This is a genomic window from Pantoea sp. JK, from assembly GCF_026130245.1.
Taxonomy (GTDB): Bacteria; Pseudomonadota; Gammaproteobacteria; order Enterobacterales; family Enterobacteriaceae; genus Pantoea; species Pantoea trifolii.
Map to the genome: position 1 here is coordinate 228,587 of NZ_JAINFN010000008.1, position 15,351 is coordinate 243,937.

A 15,351-nucleotide genomic window follows, 5' to 3' on the forward strand; every position below is an offset into this window, starting at 1 on the left:
GAAGGAGCAGCGATGAAAGGCATCATTTTAGCCGGTGGTTCGGGTACGCGTTTGCATCCGATCACCCGCGCCATCTCGAAACAGCTGTTGCCGGTGTACGACAAGCCGATGATTTACTATCCGCTGTCGGTACTGATGCTGGCGGGAATCCGTGAAATTCTGATCATCACCACGCCGGAAGATCGTGCCCACTTTGAACGCCTGCTGGGCGACGGCAGCGAATTCGGTTTGCAGCTGGCCTATGCCGAGCAGCCGAGCCCGGATGGGTTGGCGCAGGCGTTTATTATTGGTGAATCCTTTATCGGCAATGATCACTGTTGTCTGGTGCTGGGCGACAATCTTTATTTCGGCCAGGGATTCAGCCCCAAACTGAAGAAAGTGGCCGCGCGCAGCAGCGGCGCGACCGTTTTTGCCTATCAGGTGATGGATCCGGAACGTTTTGGCGTGGTGGAGTTTGATGACGATTTCAACGCGCTCTCCATTGAAGAGAAACCGCAGCAGCCGAAATCGCGCTGGGCGGTAACCGGCCTCTATTTTTACGATAACCGCGTGGTGGAGTTTGCCAAACAGGTGAAACCTTCCGAACGGGGTGAGCTGGAAATCACCGCCATCAACCAGATGTATCTCGATCAGGGCGAGCTTTCAGTAGAGTTGCTGGGGCGCGGATTTGCCTGGCTGGATACCGGCACGCACGACAGCCTGATTGAGGCGAGTATGTTTGTGCAGACGGTGGAAAAACGTCAGGGCTTTAAGATCGCCTGCCTGGAAGAGATTGCATGGCGTAACGGCTGGCTGAGCGATGCCCAGCTTTTAGCTGCCGCTCAGGCGCTAACCAAAACCGGCTACGGCCAGTATCTGCTGGATGTTCACAATGCCCGTCCGCGTCAATATTGATCCCCTTAAATGGGAAAATGACTTCTTCGGTCAGAACAGTGCGCGCTTGTCGCTGGATGGCGATCTGCCGCTGGCCGAGGCGCTTCAGCAACCTTATGCGCTGTGGCAGGTGAAGGTGCCTGCTGAACGTGTTGATGCCATTGATGCACTGAGCCAGCACGGCTTTCAGTTGGTGGAAGGCGAAGCTGATCTCACTCTCAGCATCAAACACACCGAGCGGCAAGTTGGCGTGCGTATTGCGCGGGAAGCACAAATCCCGGTACTGCGTGAAGCGGCTGCGCAGGCGTTTAGTCAAAGCCGTTTCCGCGCACCGTGGTTTGCTGCGGCGGACAGCGGTCGTTTTTACGCGCAGTGGATTGAAAATGCCGTGCGCGGCACCTTTGATAATCAATGTCTGGTGGCCTGCGATGAGCAGGGCTCGCTGCAAGGTTTTGTCTCGATGCGCGAAGTGGACGGCGAAATGCGCATCGGTCTGCTGGCGGTATTGCCAGCCGCCCAAGGCTGCGGCGTCGGCCAGCGCTTGCTGCTCGCGGCCGCCGACTGGGGCCGTGTGCGTCAGCTAACGCATCTGCGCGTCGCGACCCAGTTCAGCAATCTCACGGCGATGCGCCTCTATTTACGCAGCGGTGCGCGGCTGGAAAGCACCGCTTACTGGTTCTACAGGAAAGCCTCATGATCCCATTTAATGCGCCGCCGATTGTCGGCAGCGAAGTTGAATATATGCAGTCGGCGATGGCCAGCGGCAAGCTGTGCGGCGATGGCGGCTTTACTCGCCGCTGCCAGCAGTGGATGGAACAACATTTCGGCAGCAAAAAAGTGCTGCTGACGCCATCCTGCACCGCGTCGCTGGAGATGGCAGCACTACTGATTGATCTGCAGCCTGGCGATGAAGTAATCATGCCGAGCTATACCTTCGTCTCCACCGCCAACGCCTTTGTGCTGCGCGGCGCGACCATCGTGTTTGTCGACGTGCGTCCCGATACGTTGAATATCGACGAAACGCTGATTGAAGCGGCGATCACGCCGAAAACCCGCGCCATTGTGCCAGTACATTACGCGGGCGTGGCCTGCGAGATGGACAGCATCATGGCGCTGGCGGCGAAGCATGAACTCTATGTGATTGAGGATGCCGCGCAGGGCGTGATGTCGCAGTACAAAGGGCGCGCGCTAGGCACCATTGGTCATATTGGCTGCTTTAGCTTTCACGAAACCAAAAACTACACCGCGGGCGGTGAAGGCGGCGCAACGCTGATTAATGACGCGAAGCTGGTGGAGCGGGCCGAGATCATTCGTGAAAAAGGCACCAACCGCAGCCAGTTTTTCCGTGGTCAGGTGGATAAATATACCTGGCGCGATATCGGCTCCAGCTATTTGATGGGGGATCTGCAAGCAGCCTATTTGTGGGCGCAGCTGGAAGCGGCGGAGCAAATTAATCAGCAGCGTTTGCGTTTGTGGCAGCGCTACTACGATGCACTGCAACCGCTGGCTACTGCAGGTCGTATTGAGCTGCCGGTGGTGCCAAAAAATTGCCGCCACAATGCGCACATGTTCTACATCAAGCTGCGTGACAGCGACGATCGTCAGGCGCTGATCAACTGGATGAAAGAGGCGGAAATCCTCACGGTGTTCCACTACATCCCACTGCATTCGTCGCCAGCGGGCGAACGTTTTGGCCGCTTCCACGGTGATGATGTCTTTACCACACGTGAAAGCGAGCGCTTGCTGCGCCTGCCGCTGTTCTACAACTTATCGGATAACAATCAGCGTACGGTGATCAGTTCGCTGCTGAGTTTCTTTGCCTGATGTCATTAGCAAAAGCTTCAGTCTGGACCGCCGCTTCGACGCTGGTAAAAATCGTTGCTGGCCTGCTGGTAGTGAAACTGCTGGCGGTGAGTTTCGGGCCGGAAGGGATCGGGCAAGCCGGTAACTTCCGCCAGTTGATTATCGTACTCGGCGTGCTGGCGGGCGCGGGCATCTTTAACGGCGTCACTACGCTAGTCGCGCAACATCAGCAACAGCCGCAGCAGTTACGCGCGGTCACCGGCACGGCTTCGGCGATTGTGCTCGGCTTTTCAACGCTGCTGGCGCTGCTGTTTTTGCTGGCGGCGTCGCCGATCAGCACGGCGCTGTTTGGTCATGCTGAATATGCAAACGTGGTGCGCATTGTCGCCTTTCTGCAACTCGGTATTGCCTGGGCCAACCTGACGCTAGCGTTGCTGAAAGGTTTTCGCGATGCGCGCGGTAACGCGCTGGCGCTGATTGCTGGAAGTGTAGTGGGCGTGCTGGGTTATGTGCTGTGCTGGTGGCTGAGCGGCTATGCCGGTGCGTTAGTGGGATTGGCGCTGGTACCGGCGCTACTGGTGTTTCCAGCATTGCTGATGCTGCGTCGCCATCGCGATCGCTTGCCGCTGAGCTGGCTGATGCCAACCTGGCATCCCGAACTGGCGCGCAATCTGGCGAAGTTTACGCTGATGGCGCTGATCACCTCGTTCACCTTGCCGGTGGCGTGGGTGATGATGCGAAATCTGCTGGCTGAGCAACAAGGCTGGTCGCAGGTGGGTTTATGGCAGGGCGTGACCAGCATTTCCGATGCTTATCTGCAATTTATCACCGCCACTTTCAGCGTCTGGCTGCTGCCCACGCTGGCGCGGCTGGAGCAAAAGCCGCAAATCGCGCGTGAGATTGGGCGTGCACTGCGCTTTGTATTACCTGCCGTCGCGGCGGCCAGTTTCTGTGTATGGCTGCTACGCGATGTCGCTATCTGGCTGCTGTTTTCGCCACAGTTCAGCTCGATGCGTGACCTTTTCGTCTGGCAGTTGTGCGGAGATGTGTTTAAAGTCGGCGCCTATGTTTTCGGATATCTGGTGATCGCCAAAGCGTCGCTGCGCTTCTATATTCTGACTGAAATCAGCCAGTTTGCCCTGCTGACCGGCTTTTCTCATTGGTTGATTCCGCTGCACGGGACTGCCGGAGCCGCGCAGGCTTACATGGCAACCTACGTTCTCTATTTCGCCCTGTGTTGTGGCGCCTTCATGATTTATTGCCGGAAAAAATGACGACTTTTCACGTATTGGGATCGGATATCCCGCATCACAATCATACGGTGCTGCGCTTCTTTAATGACGTGATGAGCGCCGAGCTACCAGGCTATGCACCACGTCAATTTATGGTGGTTTCCAGCGCGCCCGAAACGCTGCAAGCGTATGCTTCATTGCAGATTGAAACCTTTGCCAGCAAGCGTGCGCTGGCGCAAGCGGTGATAGCGCGTGCCGCCGATCGCTCGCAGCGTTTCTTCTTTCACGGCCAGTTTAATCCCAGCATTTGGTTAGCCTTACTGAGCGGCAAACTGCGTCGTCAGCAGGCGTTCTGGCACGTATGGGGCGCGGATCTCTATGAAGAAGGGCACGGCCTCAAGTATCAACTGTTTTATCTGCTGCGCAGAATGGCGCAGGGGCGCGTGGCGCGCGTGTTTGCGACGCGGGGTGATTTGTACCATTTCCAGCAGCGCCATCCGCGCGTTCACGCTTCGCTGCTCTACTTCCCGACGCGCATGCCGGATGTTGCGCCGCCCGCGCAGGTGGAAAATCCTGATTTCACTATCCTGCTCGGTAACTCCGGCGATCGCAGTAATCGCCACATTGCCGGATTGGAGGCGATCCGCGCGCAGTTTGGCGAACAGGTAAAAATCGTCGTGCCGCTCGGTTATCCGCAAAATAATCACGCTTACATCGAAGAGATTGGCGCTGCCGCACAGCGCCTGTTCCTGGCGGGGCAGGTGACGTTGCTGCGCGACAAGATCGACTTTGATGCCTATCTGACATTGCTTAGCCGCTGCCAGCTCGGCTATTTTATGTTCGAGCGCCAGCAAGGCATTGGTACGCTATGCCTGCTGATTCAGGCCAATATTCCGTTTGTGCTGAACCGCAAAAATCCGTTCTGGCGCGATCTCAGCGAGCAAGGCTTGCCGGTGCTGTTTAGCGAAGATGCGCTGGATGCGGCCAGCGTGGCCGAAGCGCAACGACAATTAGCGCAATGTGATCACGCATCGATTGCCTTTTTTGCCCCTGGCTATCTGGCAGGCTGGCGCGACGCGCTTACCCTGAGTGAAAGGGAGAGAACATGAGCCTGATGCAGTTTAGTGGTCTGCTGGTGGTTTATCTGTTTTCGCTGGGTTTCATTCTGACCCTAACCTGGCGAGAATTTAAGCGGGTGCGTTTCAACTTCCACCTGTTCTTCACCATTCTCTTTTTGCTGACCTTCTATTTCGGCTTCCCGCTGACCAGCGTGCTGGTGTTCCGCTTTAACGTGGCGGTGGTGCCGCCGGAATATCTGCTGCAGGCGCTGCTGGCCGCTACCAGCTTTTATGCCATCTATTACGTCAGCTACAAGGTGCGGCTACGGCCGGCCCATGCGCCTGCGCGTAAACCCTGGCTGCAGATGAACCGGGTTGAAACCAATCTGACCTGTTTGCTGCTGGCGCTGGTGGCGATTGGCACCGTCACCGTATTCTTTATGCACAACGGCCTGCTGCTGTTCCGGCTTTCGGCTTACAACCAGATTTTCTCCAGCGAAGTATCGGGTGTGGCGCTCAAACGCTTCTTCTACTTCTTTATTCCGGCGATGCTGATTCGCTACTTCCTCAAGCCAACCCAGCGTCAGTGGCTGTGGTTTTTGCTGGTGTCGGTGGCATTTGGCTTGCTGACCTACGCGCTGGTGGGCGGCACGCGCGCCAATATCATCATCGCTTTCGCGCTGTTCCTGTTCATTGGTATTACGCGCGGCTGGATCACGCTGTGGATGCTGGTCGGCGCCGGTGTGATGGCAATCGGCGGCATGTTCTGGCTGGCGCTGCGTCGCTATAACCTCGACGTGGTCGGCGATGAGGCGTTTTACACCTTCCTTTATCTGACGCGCGATACCTTCTCGCCGTGGGAAAATCTGGCGCTATTACTGCAAAACTACGACAAGATCGATTTTCAGGGCCTGGCACCAATTTGGCGCGATTTCTACGTGTTCATTCCCAGTTGGATGTGGCCGGGACGTCCTGCAGCCATTCTCAACAGCGCCAATTACTTTACCTGGGAAGTACTGAACAACCATTCCGGCTTGGCGATCTCGCCGACGCTGTTGGGTTCGCTGGTGGTGATGGGCGGCGTGTGGTTTATCCCAATCGGTGCGGTGGCTGTCGGCCTGCTGATGAAAGGATTCGATAACCTTTATCTGTATGGCCGTGATACCAGCAACCGTTACAGCGGGGCGATTTTGCAGAGTTTCTGCTTCGGCGCGGTATTTAATATGATCGTGCTGGCGCGTGAAGGGCTGGATGCTTTCGGCTCGCGCGTAGTGTTTTTTTGTTTGATTTTTGCGGCCTGCATGTGGGCGGCAAAATTGCTTTACTGGCTGTTGGCGCGCGCGGGATTGATTCGTCCGCGCAGCGAGCCGGTTTTACACAGCCCATCTTAACCTCTGGGCACAACGGGAAATTCATACCATGGAAACCGATAAGCCGCGCTATAGCCTGCGCGGAGTCGATCTTCACGCCTTCAACGATATGGCAAGCTTTCTGCGCTTTTTGCTGCCCGAGGGCAAGCCGCGTTGCGGCACGCTGGTGGCGATGAATGCCGAGAAAATGCTGACGCTGGAAGAAGATGCGCAGCTACGCGCACTGATTGCTGAGGCCGAATTCAAATATCCGGATGGCATCAGCATCGTCCGTTCGCTGCGTAAGAAGTATCCTCAGCTGCAGGTGAACCGCATCGCAGGCGCGGATTTATGGGAAGCGTTGATGGAGAGTGCAGGGCGTAGCGGCATTCCGGTGTTTCTGATTGGTGGACGTCAGGCGGTGCTGCAGGAAACCTGCGACAAGCTGCGCCAGCAGTGGAATGTGAATATCGTTGGCAGCCAGGATGGTTACTTTGCGCCTGAAGCGCGCGACGCGCTGTTTGCACGCATTGCGGCAAGCGGTGCGCAGATTGTCACGGTGGCACAAGGTTCGCCGCGCCAGGAGCTATTGATGCGTGATTGCCGCGCACATTGGCCGCATGCGCTCTATATGGGCGTTGGTGGCACTTATGATGTTTTTACCGGGCACGTTAAGCGCGCGCCGGTTTGGTGGCAAAAATCCGGACTGGAATGGCTCTATCGTCTCATTCGTCAGCCTTCGCGTCTGCGTCGCCAATTAAAGCTGCTGAAATATTTGCGCTACCATTGGCGCGGCGATCTCTGAAATTGCTGGTTTTTTCAGCAGAAATACGAGGGTAAGCACCTCAAACTGCTGTAATTATCGATGGAATGCACAAAGCGTAATCAAACGCGGTTTTTTTCTAAAAAAGGGCTGGACAGCATGAGGTCAAGCCCGTAGTATGCCCATCCGCAACGGCGCTACGCGCCCGTAGCTCAGCTGGATAGAGCGCTGCCCTCCGGAGGCAGAGGTCTCAGGTTCGAATCCTGTCGGGCGCGCCATTTAGTTTGTGCGCAAGAGCTTCGGTGGTTGGTTAGACCGCGTTATGCAGTGAATTTTAGTAAGCGAGACATGCTTACGCACCAGAATTATGGTGGCTATAGCTCAGTTGGTAGAGCCCTGGATTGTGATTCCAGTTGTCGTGGGTTCGAGTCCCATTAGCCACCCCAGATTTTGCTCGGTCACGCGATGGTGGCGGAATTGGTAGACGCGCTAGCTTCAGGTGTTAGTGTTCTTACGGACGTGAGGGTTCAAGTCCCTCCCTTCGCACCAGGCAAAATTACGCAGTAGCGTTAAAGAAGTAAAAAATCGGCGAGTAGCGCAGCTTGGTAGCGCAACTGGTTTGGGACCAGTGGGTCGGAGGTTCGAATCCTCTCTCGCCGACCATATTCGAAAAGCCTGCTTGAAAAAGCAGGCTTTTTTCGTTTGTACCCACCTTCCGCGTTCGCCACTCATCCCATCATTTCCTTAAAACGTAATTCTGCACATTGTCGCTATTCAGATACATATAACTCACTGATTTATAATGGCATGACAATTCCTTGCATAGCTTGTCGTTTTACGGAGACAGCTTTTGGGCTATGCGTCGCGATTTACCGACAGCGGCTAACACGTGGATCGTGTGGTGGGTTGTATCCTGTTGATAGAAAATAACTTATTGCGTTAACTGCAACTTTGGCACGTCTTGTGCAATAATCTCCCTGTAGATGCTCATTCCACCTCTTATGTTTGCTGATGCTACATAAACCTGGGAATGATGCAGAGCCCCTTACGGCATCCGTTGTCCAGCCTGGCAGTATTTGCGCACGCTTTACTGCAGTAAGAAGGACATTACGTTGAGTCGGATGCCATCAGTTGTCTGAACGACCTGATCTTACACCTGCTTATGGCAGGTGTTTTTTTGTCTGCAGTTTATGACAGGCAAAAAAAAGCCGGGACCAGCCCGGCGTGCACAAAAGTAACAATCGTAAAATCAGGCGCTGGGATTGGTCTTCAGCGTAAGTAGCAGGCCTTCGCGACGCATTTTGGCGGCGTCTTCCGGGCGATGCAGGCGGTCGTAAACATCGGCCAGCCAGGCATAATCAAACGCATCAGGACGCTGAGCCAGCGCTTGCTGGAACGCTTCTGCCGCCTGCTGCCATTCTCCATGACGCATGAGCATCTGTCCCAGCGTGCTGTGCAGCAGGGGCGTGGCGCCATGCTGTTTAATCTGCTGACGCAATGCTTTCTCCAGAGATTGCGGATCGCCACTTTTGATGCGCGGCATCAGCAACACCAGACGATCGTCATATTGACGCTTCAGACCTTCCAGCACGATGCTCTGCGCGGTGTCCGGATCGTCACACTCAATCAGATGTTCTGCCATCGCCACCTGCAAGGCGGTTTCCTGACGCGTTTTGCGGCTCTGGTTCTGCCACCATTTTTTCAAACCGTCGCTGCCTTGATCGGCCATCGCCTGGTTCATCAGGCCCAGCCAGGCCTGCTGCTGCAAGGCATCGCGCTGTGCTTGATCATTGATCTGCACTTTCTGCATTGAAGGCAGAATGTCGAGCAATGCGCCCCACGCGCCGGTACGAATGTAGGCTTGTTCTGCCAGACGCAACACTTCCGGATGGCGCGGCGCGACTTCCAGCAAGCGGTCAACGCCGTGACGTGCAGCATGATCTTCGTTGCGTGCCAGTTGCAGACGTACGCGCGTGATTTCAACTGGAATCGTATCATTCACCGACAACTCAGAAGCGCGCTCCAGGTGCTGGTTAGCACGGATTTCGTCCCCGCGTTGCTGCGCCGCTTCGGCAGCCAGCAAGTAGTTAGCTACCGGCTGATCGGCGTGGTCGGCATTTTTCGACAGCAATTTTTCTGCCTGCTTGAAGTCACCTTCCGCCAGTTTCATCAACGCGCTCTGCGTGTGGCGCTGTGCGCTACGACGCTTGCGACCGGTGAACCAGCCGCGGGTACGTGCGCCGGTGCGGAACAGGCGACGCAGAATCCATTCCAGCAACAAGATCACCAGCAGGCTGAGAATCAAAATGATCGCCAGGCCCGTTACGCTGGTTTCAATGTTCCAGTTGTCGGTCTGGATCAGCACGTAGCCCTGATGGCCTGCAACCATCGGTCCAACCACAATGCCGGCAATCAGCAGCAGGAAAAGCACCAATACTTTCAGCATGGTTAGCCTCCCTGTTGATCAGCAGCAACCGATGGCTGAGCCAGCAAATTACGCACGCGAGTTTGCATCAGTTTTTCCAGCAGCGGCTGGCTTTCCAGCGTATCCGGCACATCCATCGAAATGCTTTGCTGGCTCAGTTCATCCAGCTGCGCAAGGAAGGCTTTGGTGGCGGCATCGTTGGTGTCGTACCAGGCACGAACCCAGGTTGATACCGCATCGATAGACTGTTTGTAGATCTCATCCTGATGACGCGGTACGGCCTGGGCGGCAATCAGGAGGCGCGAACGAATGTTTTCGCGCAGGTAGACGTCCTGATTCGGAGCCAGCAGCGGCTGTGCGGTGTTATCGCGGCGGCGGATGGTGATGAAATCATCCATAAAGTTGTGCCAGCTTTTCACCAGATTTTGACGCCACTCGTGCAGAGAACTGGAGAGCTCACCGCCATCGGCGTCCATAGGTGAATCATCGCTGTCGTTGTCAGCCAGACGCAGATTATCGACGCCGTTCGACAGCTGATTGAGCTTGAGGATGGTGCCGTCATAATCAATCTGGCTGACGGCGGAGAGTGAACTGATGTCCTGCGTTAGGGCGCGACGCACGTTCATTACGCTTGGATCGTTCATGTCTGCCAGGCTGGTATCGGCACTTTTCAGTAACGCTGCTGCAGTGGTGACATCCTGATCGCTCCACAATTTGCGGCCCGCCAGTTTGACGAGGTAATCCGCCTGCGCCAGCAGCCAGGTACGCGTGTCGTTTCCAGAGATGGTGGCGACTTTATCACGCAGGGTTTCCAGCTCTTTAGCGCTGTTATCCTGCTGCGTGCGCGTCTCCTGCAAGGCGCTGTTGGCGCTAGCCAGCTGTTGCGTCAGTTGCTGTTTGTCGCTGCCCAGTTGCTGCTGCAAGGTGCTAAGCTGCTCACTGAGATTCTGATTAGTTTGAGCCTGTAAATCGGCCTGGTGTTTCCCATTAAGGTAAAGTCCCGCCCCAATCGCCAGCGCAATCACAATCGCCACTGCACTCAGCACCTTGCCATCGCTTTTTTTATCGCGTGGTGGCTTAGTTGCTGGAGAGGGAGAATTGTCCGCTGGGGTGGTTTCTTCAACCATGGCGGAGGAGGCTTTTTGTTCCGTCATTATGGCTCATCCCATTGTTAAGTTCAGCGTAACGCGCGCAGCAGCGCGTCGTTATCGGCACCATCGGCTACATCAATGTCCTGCCAGCCTAGTTCAGCGGCTTGCGTAGCCAAACGTTCACTGACGACCACAAGCCGACAGTGTAGTAACCATTCCCGACGATCAATTGGCGGAAACAGAGAAAAGAGTTGTTGTAACATTTCGCCGCTGGTGACCACCAGCGTTGTGATGCCGCGATCGCGCCAGCGGCGGCCTTCAGTCGCGCCGTTGTAGTGCTTTTCACAACGCTGATAACACTCGCAATATTGCACCTCAGCGCCGCGCTCAATCAGCGTTTCCGCCAGCAACTCGCGTCCTGGGCTGCCGCGCAGAATCAGCGCGCGTTTGCCGCTAACCTGCTGCAGACGATTCAGGCGCACCAGCTCTTCACTGGTCTCCCGCGCATGAGGATAGTCTACTTTTAGATTACTGACGGTATGCAGGGCTAAAGCAGTGCTGCGGCCAATAGCATAATAGTTGAGTGCTTCAGGCCACGTAGTCGCGCTCTGCTGTAAAGCGGGTTCGGCGAACGTGACGACCTGCTGCGACAGCAAAAACACCAGATCGCCTGGCTGGAGTGCAGCAAGTTGCTTAGGTAAATGAATAAGATCGCGACCCGGCGTGAATTCAATCAGCGGAAGGCTCCATGCCAGTTTGCCCAGGCTGCGCAAACGCGAGACCAGTTCAGTGGCGGCCGGTTCCGGGCGGGTCACGAGGATGGTCATGCTGGCGGTTGACCTTGATAGACTTCACGCAGAATGTCGCGCGCGCCGCCATCCAGCAGCTCTTCGGCCAGCGAAATGCCCATTTTTTCGGCGTGATCGCGTGGACCCCGGCGCTCGCCCACCACCATTTGACTGCCGTCCGGCGAGCCGACTAATCCGCGCAGCCACAGCTGATCGTCTTCCAGCACCGCGAAGCTGCCGATTGGCACCTGACAACCGCCTTCCAGCCGTGTATTCATCGCACGTTCGGCACGCACGCACACGGCGGTATCGTCATGATTCAACGCCTGGAGCAGCGTAATTAATTGCTCATCATCCACGCGACATTCAATGCCGACGGCGCCCTGACCCACAGCGGGCAGGGAAATTTCTGCAGGCATTGCCTGACGAATGCGATCTTCCAGACCTAAACGCTTCAAACCCGCCGCCGCCAGTATGATGGCGTCATATTCACCTGCATCGAGTTTGCCCAGACGCGTACCGACGTTGCCGCGCAGCGAGCGAATCACTAGGTCCGGACGGCGGGCGCTAAGCTGACACTGGCGGCGCAGGCTGGACGTCCCGACAACCGCGCCTTGCGGCAGCTCATCAATACTGTTGTAACGATTGGAGACGAAAGCATCGCGCGGATCTTCACGCTCGCAAATGGTCACCAGACCAAGACCTTCTGGAAAATCGATCGGCACATCTTTCATCGAGTGCACGGCGAGATCGGCACGCCCTTCCAGCATTGCCAGCTCAAGCTCTTTAACGAACAGCCCTTTGCCGCCAACCTTTGCCAGTGGCGTATCAAGGATGACATCACCTTTGGTGACCATCGGCAGCAGCTCAACTTGCAGACCCGGATGAGCCGCCATCAGGCGCTGTTGGACATATTGTGCCTGCCACAGAGCAAGGGGACTTTGTCTGGTAGCAATTCTGAAAATTTTGTTTAACATGCTGTTAACCATTTTGATCGTTCATCGAATATCCTATCATTGATAGGGGAATGCTGTCAGTTTCAACGGATTGAAAAGGCCGCGATGTCAGACTGTGCCTGGATCTTGAGGGTCGCAGTTGAGAGTCGAAGTCTGAAAAAAGCAGAGCTACGGTCGGAACATGCTAAACTGTTAAGTAGCGCAACTTTCTTTACGGTCAATCCTCCAGGTGTTAGATTGATCACGTTTCCAGCAATTATTTGCCCAATATCTTTATTATTAAGCGGCAAAATTCGGAAACAGGGTGCTTAACACTGGGACAATCAGGCGAAACGTCTTGTACCTCTACATTGAGACACTGAAACAGAGACTGGATGCGATTAACCAGCTGCGTGTAGATCGCGCACTGGCTGCCATGGGACCTGCTTTCCAGCAAGTCTACAGTCTGCTGCCAACATTATTGCACTACCATCATCCACTGATGCCTGGCTACGTTGAAGGTAACGTTCCGCATGGCGTCTGCCTCTACACGCCCGATGAAAACCAACTTCAGCTGCTGCAGAACTTAGCGGGCGGTCAACCGCTCGAGCTCAGCTCTGCCGTGGCGGGCGAACGTCCGATTACCGGCATTTACTCAATGGGCAGCACCTCGTCCGTTGGGCAAAACAGCATCTCCGATCTTGATATCTGGGTGTGCCACCAATCATGGCTGGATAATGAAGAGCGCCTCAATCTGCAGCGTAAGTGTACGCTGTTGCAGAAATGGTGTGTGTCGATGGGTGTGGAAGTCAGCTTCTTCCTGATTGACGAGAACCGTTTCCGCCATAACGAAAGCGGCAGCCTCGGCGGTGAAGACTGCGGTTCTACCCAACATATTTTGCTGCTGGATGAGTTTTACCGTACCGCCGTGCGTATGGCGGGTAAACGCATCCTGTGGAACATGGTGCCTGGCGAAGAGGAGCACCATTACGACGATTACGTCATGTCGCTCTATTCACAAGGCGTTCTGACGCCGAATGAGTGGCTGGATCTCGGCGGGCTTGGCACGTTGTCAGCGGAAGAGTACTTCGGTGCCAGCTTGTGGCAGCTATATAAAAGTATCGATTCGCCGTACAAAGCGGTGCTGAAAACCCTGCTGCTGGAAGCCTACAGCTGGGAATACCCCAACACGCAACTGTTGTCGATGGATATCAAGCAGCGCCTGCACGACGGCGAAATTGTCTGCTTCGGCCTCGATCCTTACTGCATGATGCTGGAGCGCGTAACGCGCTATCTCACCAGCGTTGATGACATGGCGCGTCTTGATTTAGTACGTCGATGTTTCTATTTAAAAGTGTGTGAAAAGCTCTCGAGCGAAGATCACCATCATCAGCGCACCGGCTGGCGTCGCGAGATTCTTTCGCAGCTGGTTAAAGAGTGGGGCTGGGATGAGGAGAAGTTAGCGGTTCTGGATAACCGCGCGCAATGGAAAATCGAACGCGTACGCGAAGCGCACAATGAGTTACTGGATGCGATGATGCAGAGCTATCGCAACCTGATTCGCTTTGCGCGTCGCAACAATTTAAGCGTCAGCGCCAGCCCGCAGGATATCGGCGTGCTGACGCGTAAACTGTATGCCGCGTTCGAGGCGCTGCCGGGTAAAGTCACCTTAGTGAACCCGCAGATTTCGCCCGATCTTTCGGAAGAGAATCTCACCTTTATTCACGTCCCGGCGGGCCGCGCCAATCGCGCCGGTTGGTATCTGTATAACCAATCGCCGGACATGAGTTCCATCATCAGCCATCAGCCGCTGGAATATAACCGCTATCTGAACAAGCTGGTGGCGTGGGCGTGGTTTAACGGTTTGCTGACCAGCAAAACGCGTCTGCATATGAAAGGCAACGATCTGTGCGATCTGCCACGTTTGCAGGAGCTGGTGAACGATGTGTCGAGTCACTTCCCGCTGCGCGTGCCGGCACCGACGCCGAAAGCGCTCTACAGCCCGTGCGAAATTCGTCACTTAGCGATTATCGTTAACCTTGAACACGATCCTACCTCGGCGTTCCGCAATCAGGTGGTGCATTTTGATTTCCGTAAGCTGGATGTGTTCAGCTTCGGTCAGCAGCAGCAATGCCTGATTGGCAGCATCGATCTGCTCTATCGCAACTCGTGGAATGAAGTGCGTACGCTGCACTTCAACGGCGAGCAGGCGATGATTGAGGCGCTGAAAACCATTCTGGGCAAAATGCATCAGGATGCTGCGCCACCGGATACGGTGGAAGTGTTCTGCTACAGCCAGCATCTGCGCGGTTTAATTCGTACCCGTGTGCAGCAGCTGGTTTCGGAATGTATTGAGCTCCGTCTGTCGAGCACGCGTCAGGAACCGGGCCGCTTTAAAGCGTTGCGCATGGCGGGCCAAACCTGGGGCTTATTCTTCGAACGCATGAGCGTGTCGGTGCAGAAGCTGGAAAACGCCGTCGAATTCTATGGCGCGATTTCTAACAACAAGCTGCACGGCTTGTCGATCAAAGTGGAATCAAACCAGACGCCGCTACCGCCGGTGGTAAACGGCTACGCCAGCGAAGGCATCATTCAGTTCTTCTTTGAAGATACTAATGACGATCGCGGTTTCAACATCTATATCCTCGACGAAACCAACCGCGTTGAGGTTTATCACCATTGCGAAGGCAGTAAAGAAGAGCTGGTGCGCGACGTGAGTCGATTCTATTCGTCGTCGCATGACCGTTTTACCTACGGCTCCAGCTTTATCAATTTCAACCTGCCGCAGTTCTACCAGATTGTGAATACTGGCGAACGTTTCCAGGTGATTCCTTTCCGCAGCCAAACGTTAACGCAGCTCTGCGCTACGCAGCCTGACAACGACAACGGCGACTTCCAGCCACGCTACCAAATGCATTGATCCCGCCTGCGTTCGCGCGGCGGGATGCGCTGTAACTCTGACCTGCCGCAGGAAATGCGGCTATTTCCTGTTGCTTTTACAACGTCAACTGCGATGATAAGCAACCATGGCTTA

At 55.4% G+C, this 15,351-nt stretch carries 12 protein-coding genes and 4 tRNA genes; 12 read left to right on the forward strand and 4 right to left on the reverse strand.

Annotated elements, in window-relative coordinates:
* Positions 1-12: 12 nt before the first annotated feature.
* The 11 genes from rfbA to PanJK_RS17970 all read left to right on the forward strand — a co-directional run bounded on the left by rfbA (position 13) and on the right by PanJK_RS17970 (position 7,741).
* Positions 13-894 (forward strand): glucose-1-phosphate thymidylyltransferase RfbA, encoded by an 882-nt coding sequence (rfbA, locus tag PanJK_RS17920; protein ID WP_265301661.1) that lies wholly within the window; start codon positions 13-15, stop codon positions 892-894.
* Complete coding sequence (gene rffC, locus PanJK_RS17925; RefSeq protein WP_265301663.1) at positions 872-1,570, forward strand: dTDP-4-amino-4,6-dideoxy-D-galactose acyltransferase; 699 nt, start codon at positions 872-874, stop codon at positions 1,568-1,570. Before rfbA ends, rffC begins: the two co-directional genes overlap by 23 nt.
* Positions 1,567-2,697 carry a dTDP-4-amino-4,6-dideoxygalactose transaminase gene (gene rffA, locus PanJK_RS17930; protein WP_265301665.1) on the forward strand — a complete coding sequence of 377 codons (1,131 nt, stop codon included), beginning with the start codon at positions 1,567-1,569 and terminating at the stop codon, positions 2,695-2,697. Before rffC ends, rffA begins: the two co-directional genes overlap by 4 nt.
* Positions 2,697-3,950, forward strand: a complete 1,254-nt coding sequence (gene wzxE / locus PanJK_RS17935; protein ID WP_265301667.1) for a lipid III flippase WzxE — start codon at positions 2,697-2,699, stop codon at positions 3,948-3,950. Before rffA ends, wzxE begins: the two co-directional genes overlap by 1 nt.
* A complete protein-coding gene (locus PanJK_RS17940; RefSeq protein ID WP_265301670.1) occupies positions 3,947-5,017 on the forward strand; it encodes a TDP-N-acetylfucosamine:lipid II N-acetylfucosaminyltransferase in 1,071 nt (356 codons plus the stop codon). The genes wzxE and PanJK_RS17940 overlap by 4 nt, the downstream gene beginning before the upstream one ends.
* The gene (wzyE, locus tag PanJK_RS17945) at positions 5,014-6,357 is read left to right on the forward strand and encodes an ECA oligosaccharide polymerase (RefSeq protein WP_265301672.1); all 1,344 of its coding nucleotides are present in this window, start codon (positions 5,014-5,016) and stop codon (positions 6,355-6,357) included. The genes PanJK_RS17940 and wzyE overlap by 4 nt, the downstream gene beginning before the upstream one ends.
* Before the next feature lie 28 nt (positions 6,358-6,385).
* A complete protein-coding gene (wecG, locus tag PanJK_RS17950; protein WP_265301674.1) occupies positions 6,386-7,120 on the forward strand; it encodes a lipopolysaccharide N-acetylmannosaminouronosyltransferase in 735 nt (244 codons plus the stop codon).
* A gap of 159 nt (positions 7,121-7,279) precedes the next feature.
* Positions 7,280-7,356 (forward strand) — tRNA-Arg (locus PanJK_RS17955).
* A gap of 92 nt (positions 7,357-7,448) precedes the next feature.
* A tRNA-His gene (locus PanJK_RS17960) sits at positions 7,449-7,524 on the forward strand.
* Between the two features lie 16 nt (positions 7,525-7,540).
* Positions 7,541-7,627 (forward strand) — tRNA-Leu (locus tag PanJK_RS17965).
* Between the two features lie 37 nt (positions 7,628-7,664).
* A tRNA-Pro gene (locus PanJK_RS17970) sits at positions 7,665-7,741 on the forward strand.
* 586 nt (positions 7,742-8,327) lie between these two features.
* Here PanJK_RS17970 and hemY read toward each other — a convergent pair.
* From hemY to hemC, 4 genes are read right to left on the reverse strand one after another with little or no spacing between them, the layout of a single operon-like run.
* Positions 8,328-9,524: a protoheme IX biogenesis protein HemY gene (gene hemY, locus PanJK_RS17975; RefSeq protein ID WP_256698038.1), complete on the reverse strand. Its 1,197-nt coding sequence runs from the start codon at positions 9,522-9,524 to the stop codon at positions 8,328-8,330.
* 2 nt (positions 9,525-9,526) lie between these two features.
* Positions 9,527-10,657 (reverse strand): uroporphyrinogen-III C-methyltransferase, encoded by a 1,131-nt coding sequence (gene hemX / locus PanJK_RS17980; RefSeq protein WP_008105767.1) that lies wholly within the window; start codon positions 10,655-10,657, stop codon positions 9,527-9,529.
* A gap of 23 nt (positions 10,658-10,680) precedes the next feature.
* On the reverse strand, positions 10,681-11,421 hold the full coding sequence (hemD, locus tag PanJK_RS17985) for a uroporphyrinogen-III synthase (RefSeq protein ID WP_008105768.1): 741 nt from the start codon (positions 11,419-11,421) through the stop codon (positions 10,681-10,683).
* Positions 11,418-12,359, reverse strand: coding sequence for a hydroxymethylbilane synthase (gene hemC / locus PanJK_RS17990; protein ID WP_036648709.1), 942 nt, complete (start codon positions 12,357-12,359; stop codon positions 11,418-11,420). Before hemC ends, hemD begins: the two co-directional genes overlap by 4 nt.
* Before the next feature lie 316 nt (positions 12,360-12,675).
* On the opposite strand from hemC, the gene PanJK_RS17995 reads away from it, so the two are divergent.
* Positions 12,676-15,237, forward strand: a complete 2,562-nt coding sequence (locus PanJK_RS17995) for a class I adenylate cyclase (protein ID WP_036648695.1) — start codon at positions 12,676-12,678, stop codon at positions 15,235-15,237.
* Positions 15,238-15,351: the final 114 nt, after the last annotated feature.

Bases quoted from the DNA above. Each gene is read 5' to 3' on its own strand.
- hemX (WP_008105767.1), bottom strand. From the start codon at position 10,657: ATGACGGAACAAAAAGCCTCCTCCGCCATGGTTGAAGAAACCACCCCA.
- wecG (WP_265301674.1), top strand. From the start codon at position 6,386: ATGGAAACCGATAAGCCGCGCTATAGCCTGCGCGGAGTCGATCTTCAC.
- rffC (WP_265301663.1), top strand. From the start codon at position 872: ATGCCCGTCCGCGTCAATATTGATCCCCTTAAATGGGAAAATGACTTC.
- hemY (WP_256698038.1), bottom strand. From the start codon at position 9,524: ATGCTGAAAGTATTGGTGCTTTTCCTGCTGCTGATTGCCGGCATTGTG.
- rffA (WP_265301665.1), top strand. From the start codon at position 1,567: ATGATCCCATTTAATGCGCCGCCGATTGTCGGCAGCGAAGTTGAATAT.
- hemC (WP_036648709.1), bottom strand. From the start codon at position 12,359: ATGTTAAACAAAATTTTCAGAATTGCTACCAGACAAAGTCCCCTTGCT.
- wzyE (WP_265301672.1), top strand. From the start codon at position 5,014: ATGAGCCTGATGCAGTTTAGTGGTCTGCTGGTGGTTTATCTGTTTTCG.
- wzxE (WP_265301667.1), top strand. From the start codon at position 2,697: ATGTCATTAGCAAAAGCTTCAGTCTGGACCGCCGCTTCGACGCTGGTA.
- PanJK_RS17940 (WP_265301670.1), top strand. From the start codon at position 3,947: ATGACGACTTTTCACGTATTGGGATCGGATATCCCGCATCACAATCAT.
- rfbA (WP_265301661.1), top strand. From the start codon at position 13: ATGAAAGGCATCATTTTAGCCGGTGGTTCGGGTACGCGTTTGCATCCG.
- hemD (WP_008105768.1), bottom strand. From the start codon at position 11,421: ATGACCATCCTCGTGACCCGCCCGGAACCGGCCGCCACTGAACTGGTC.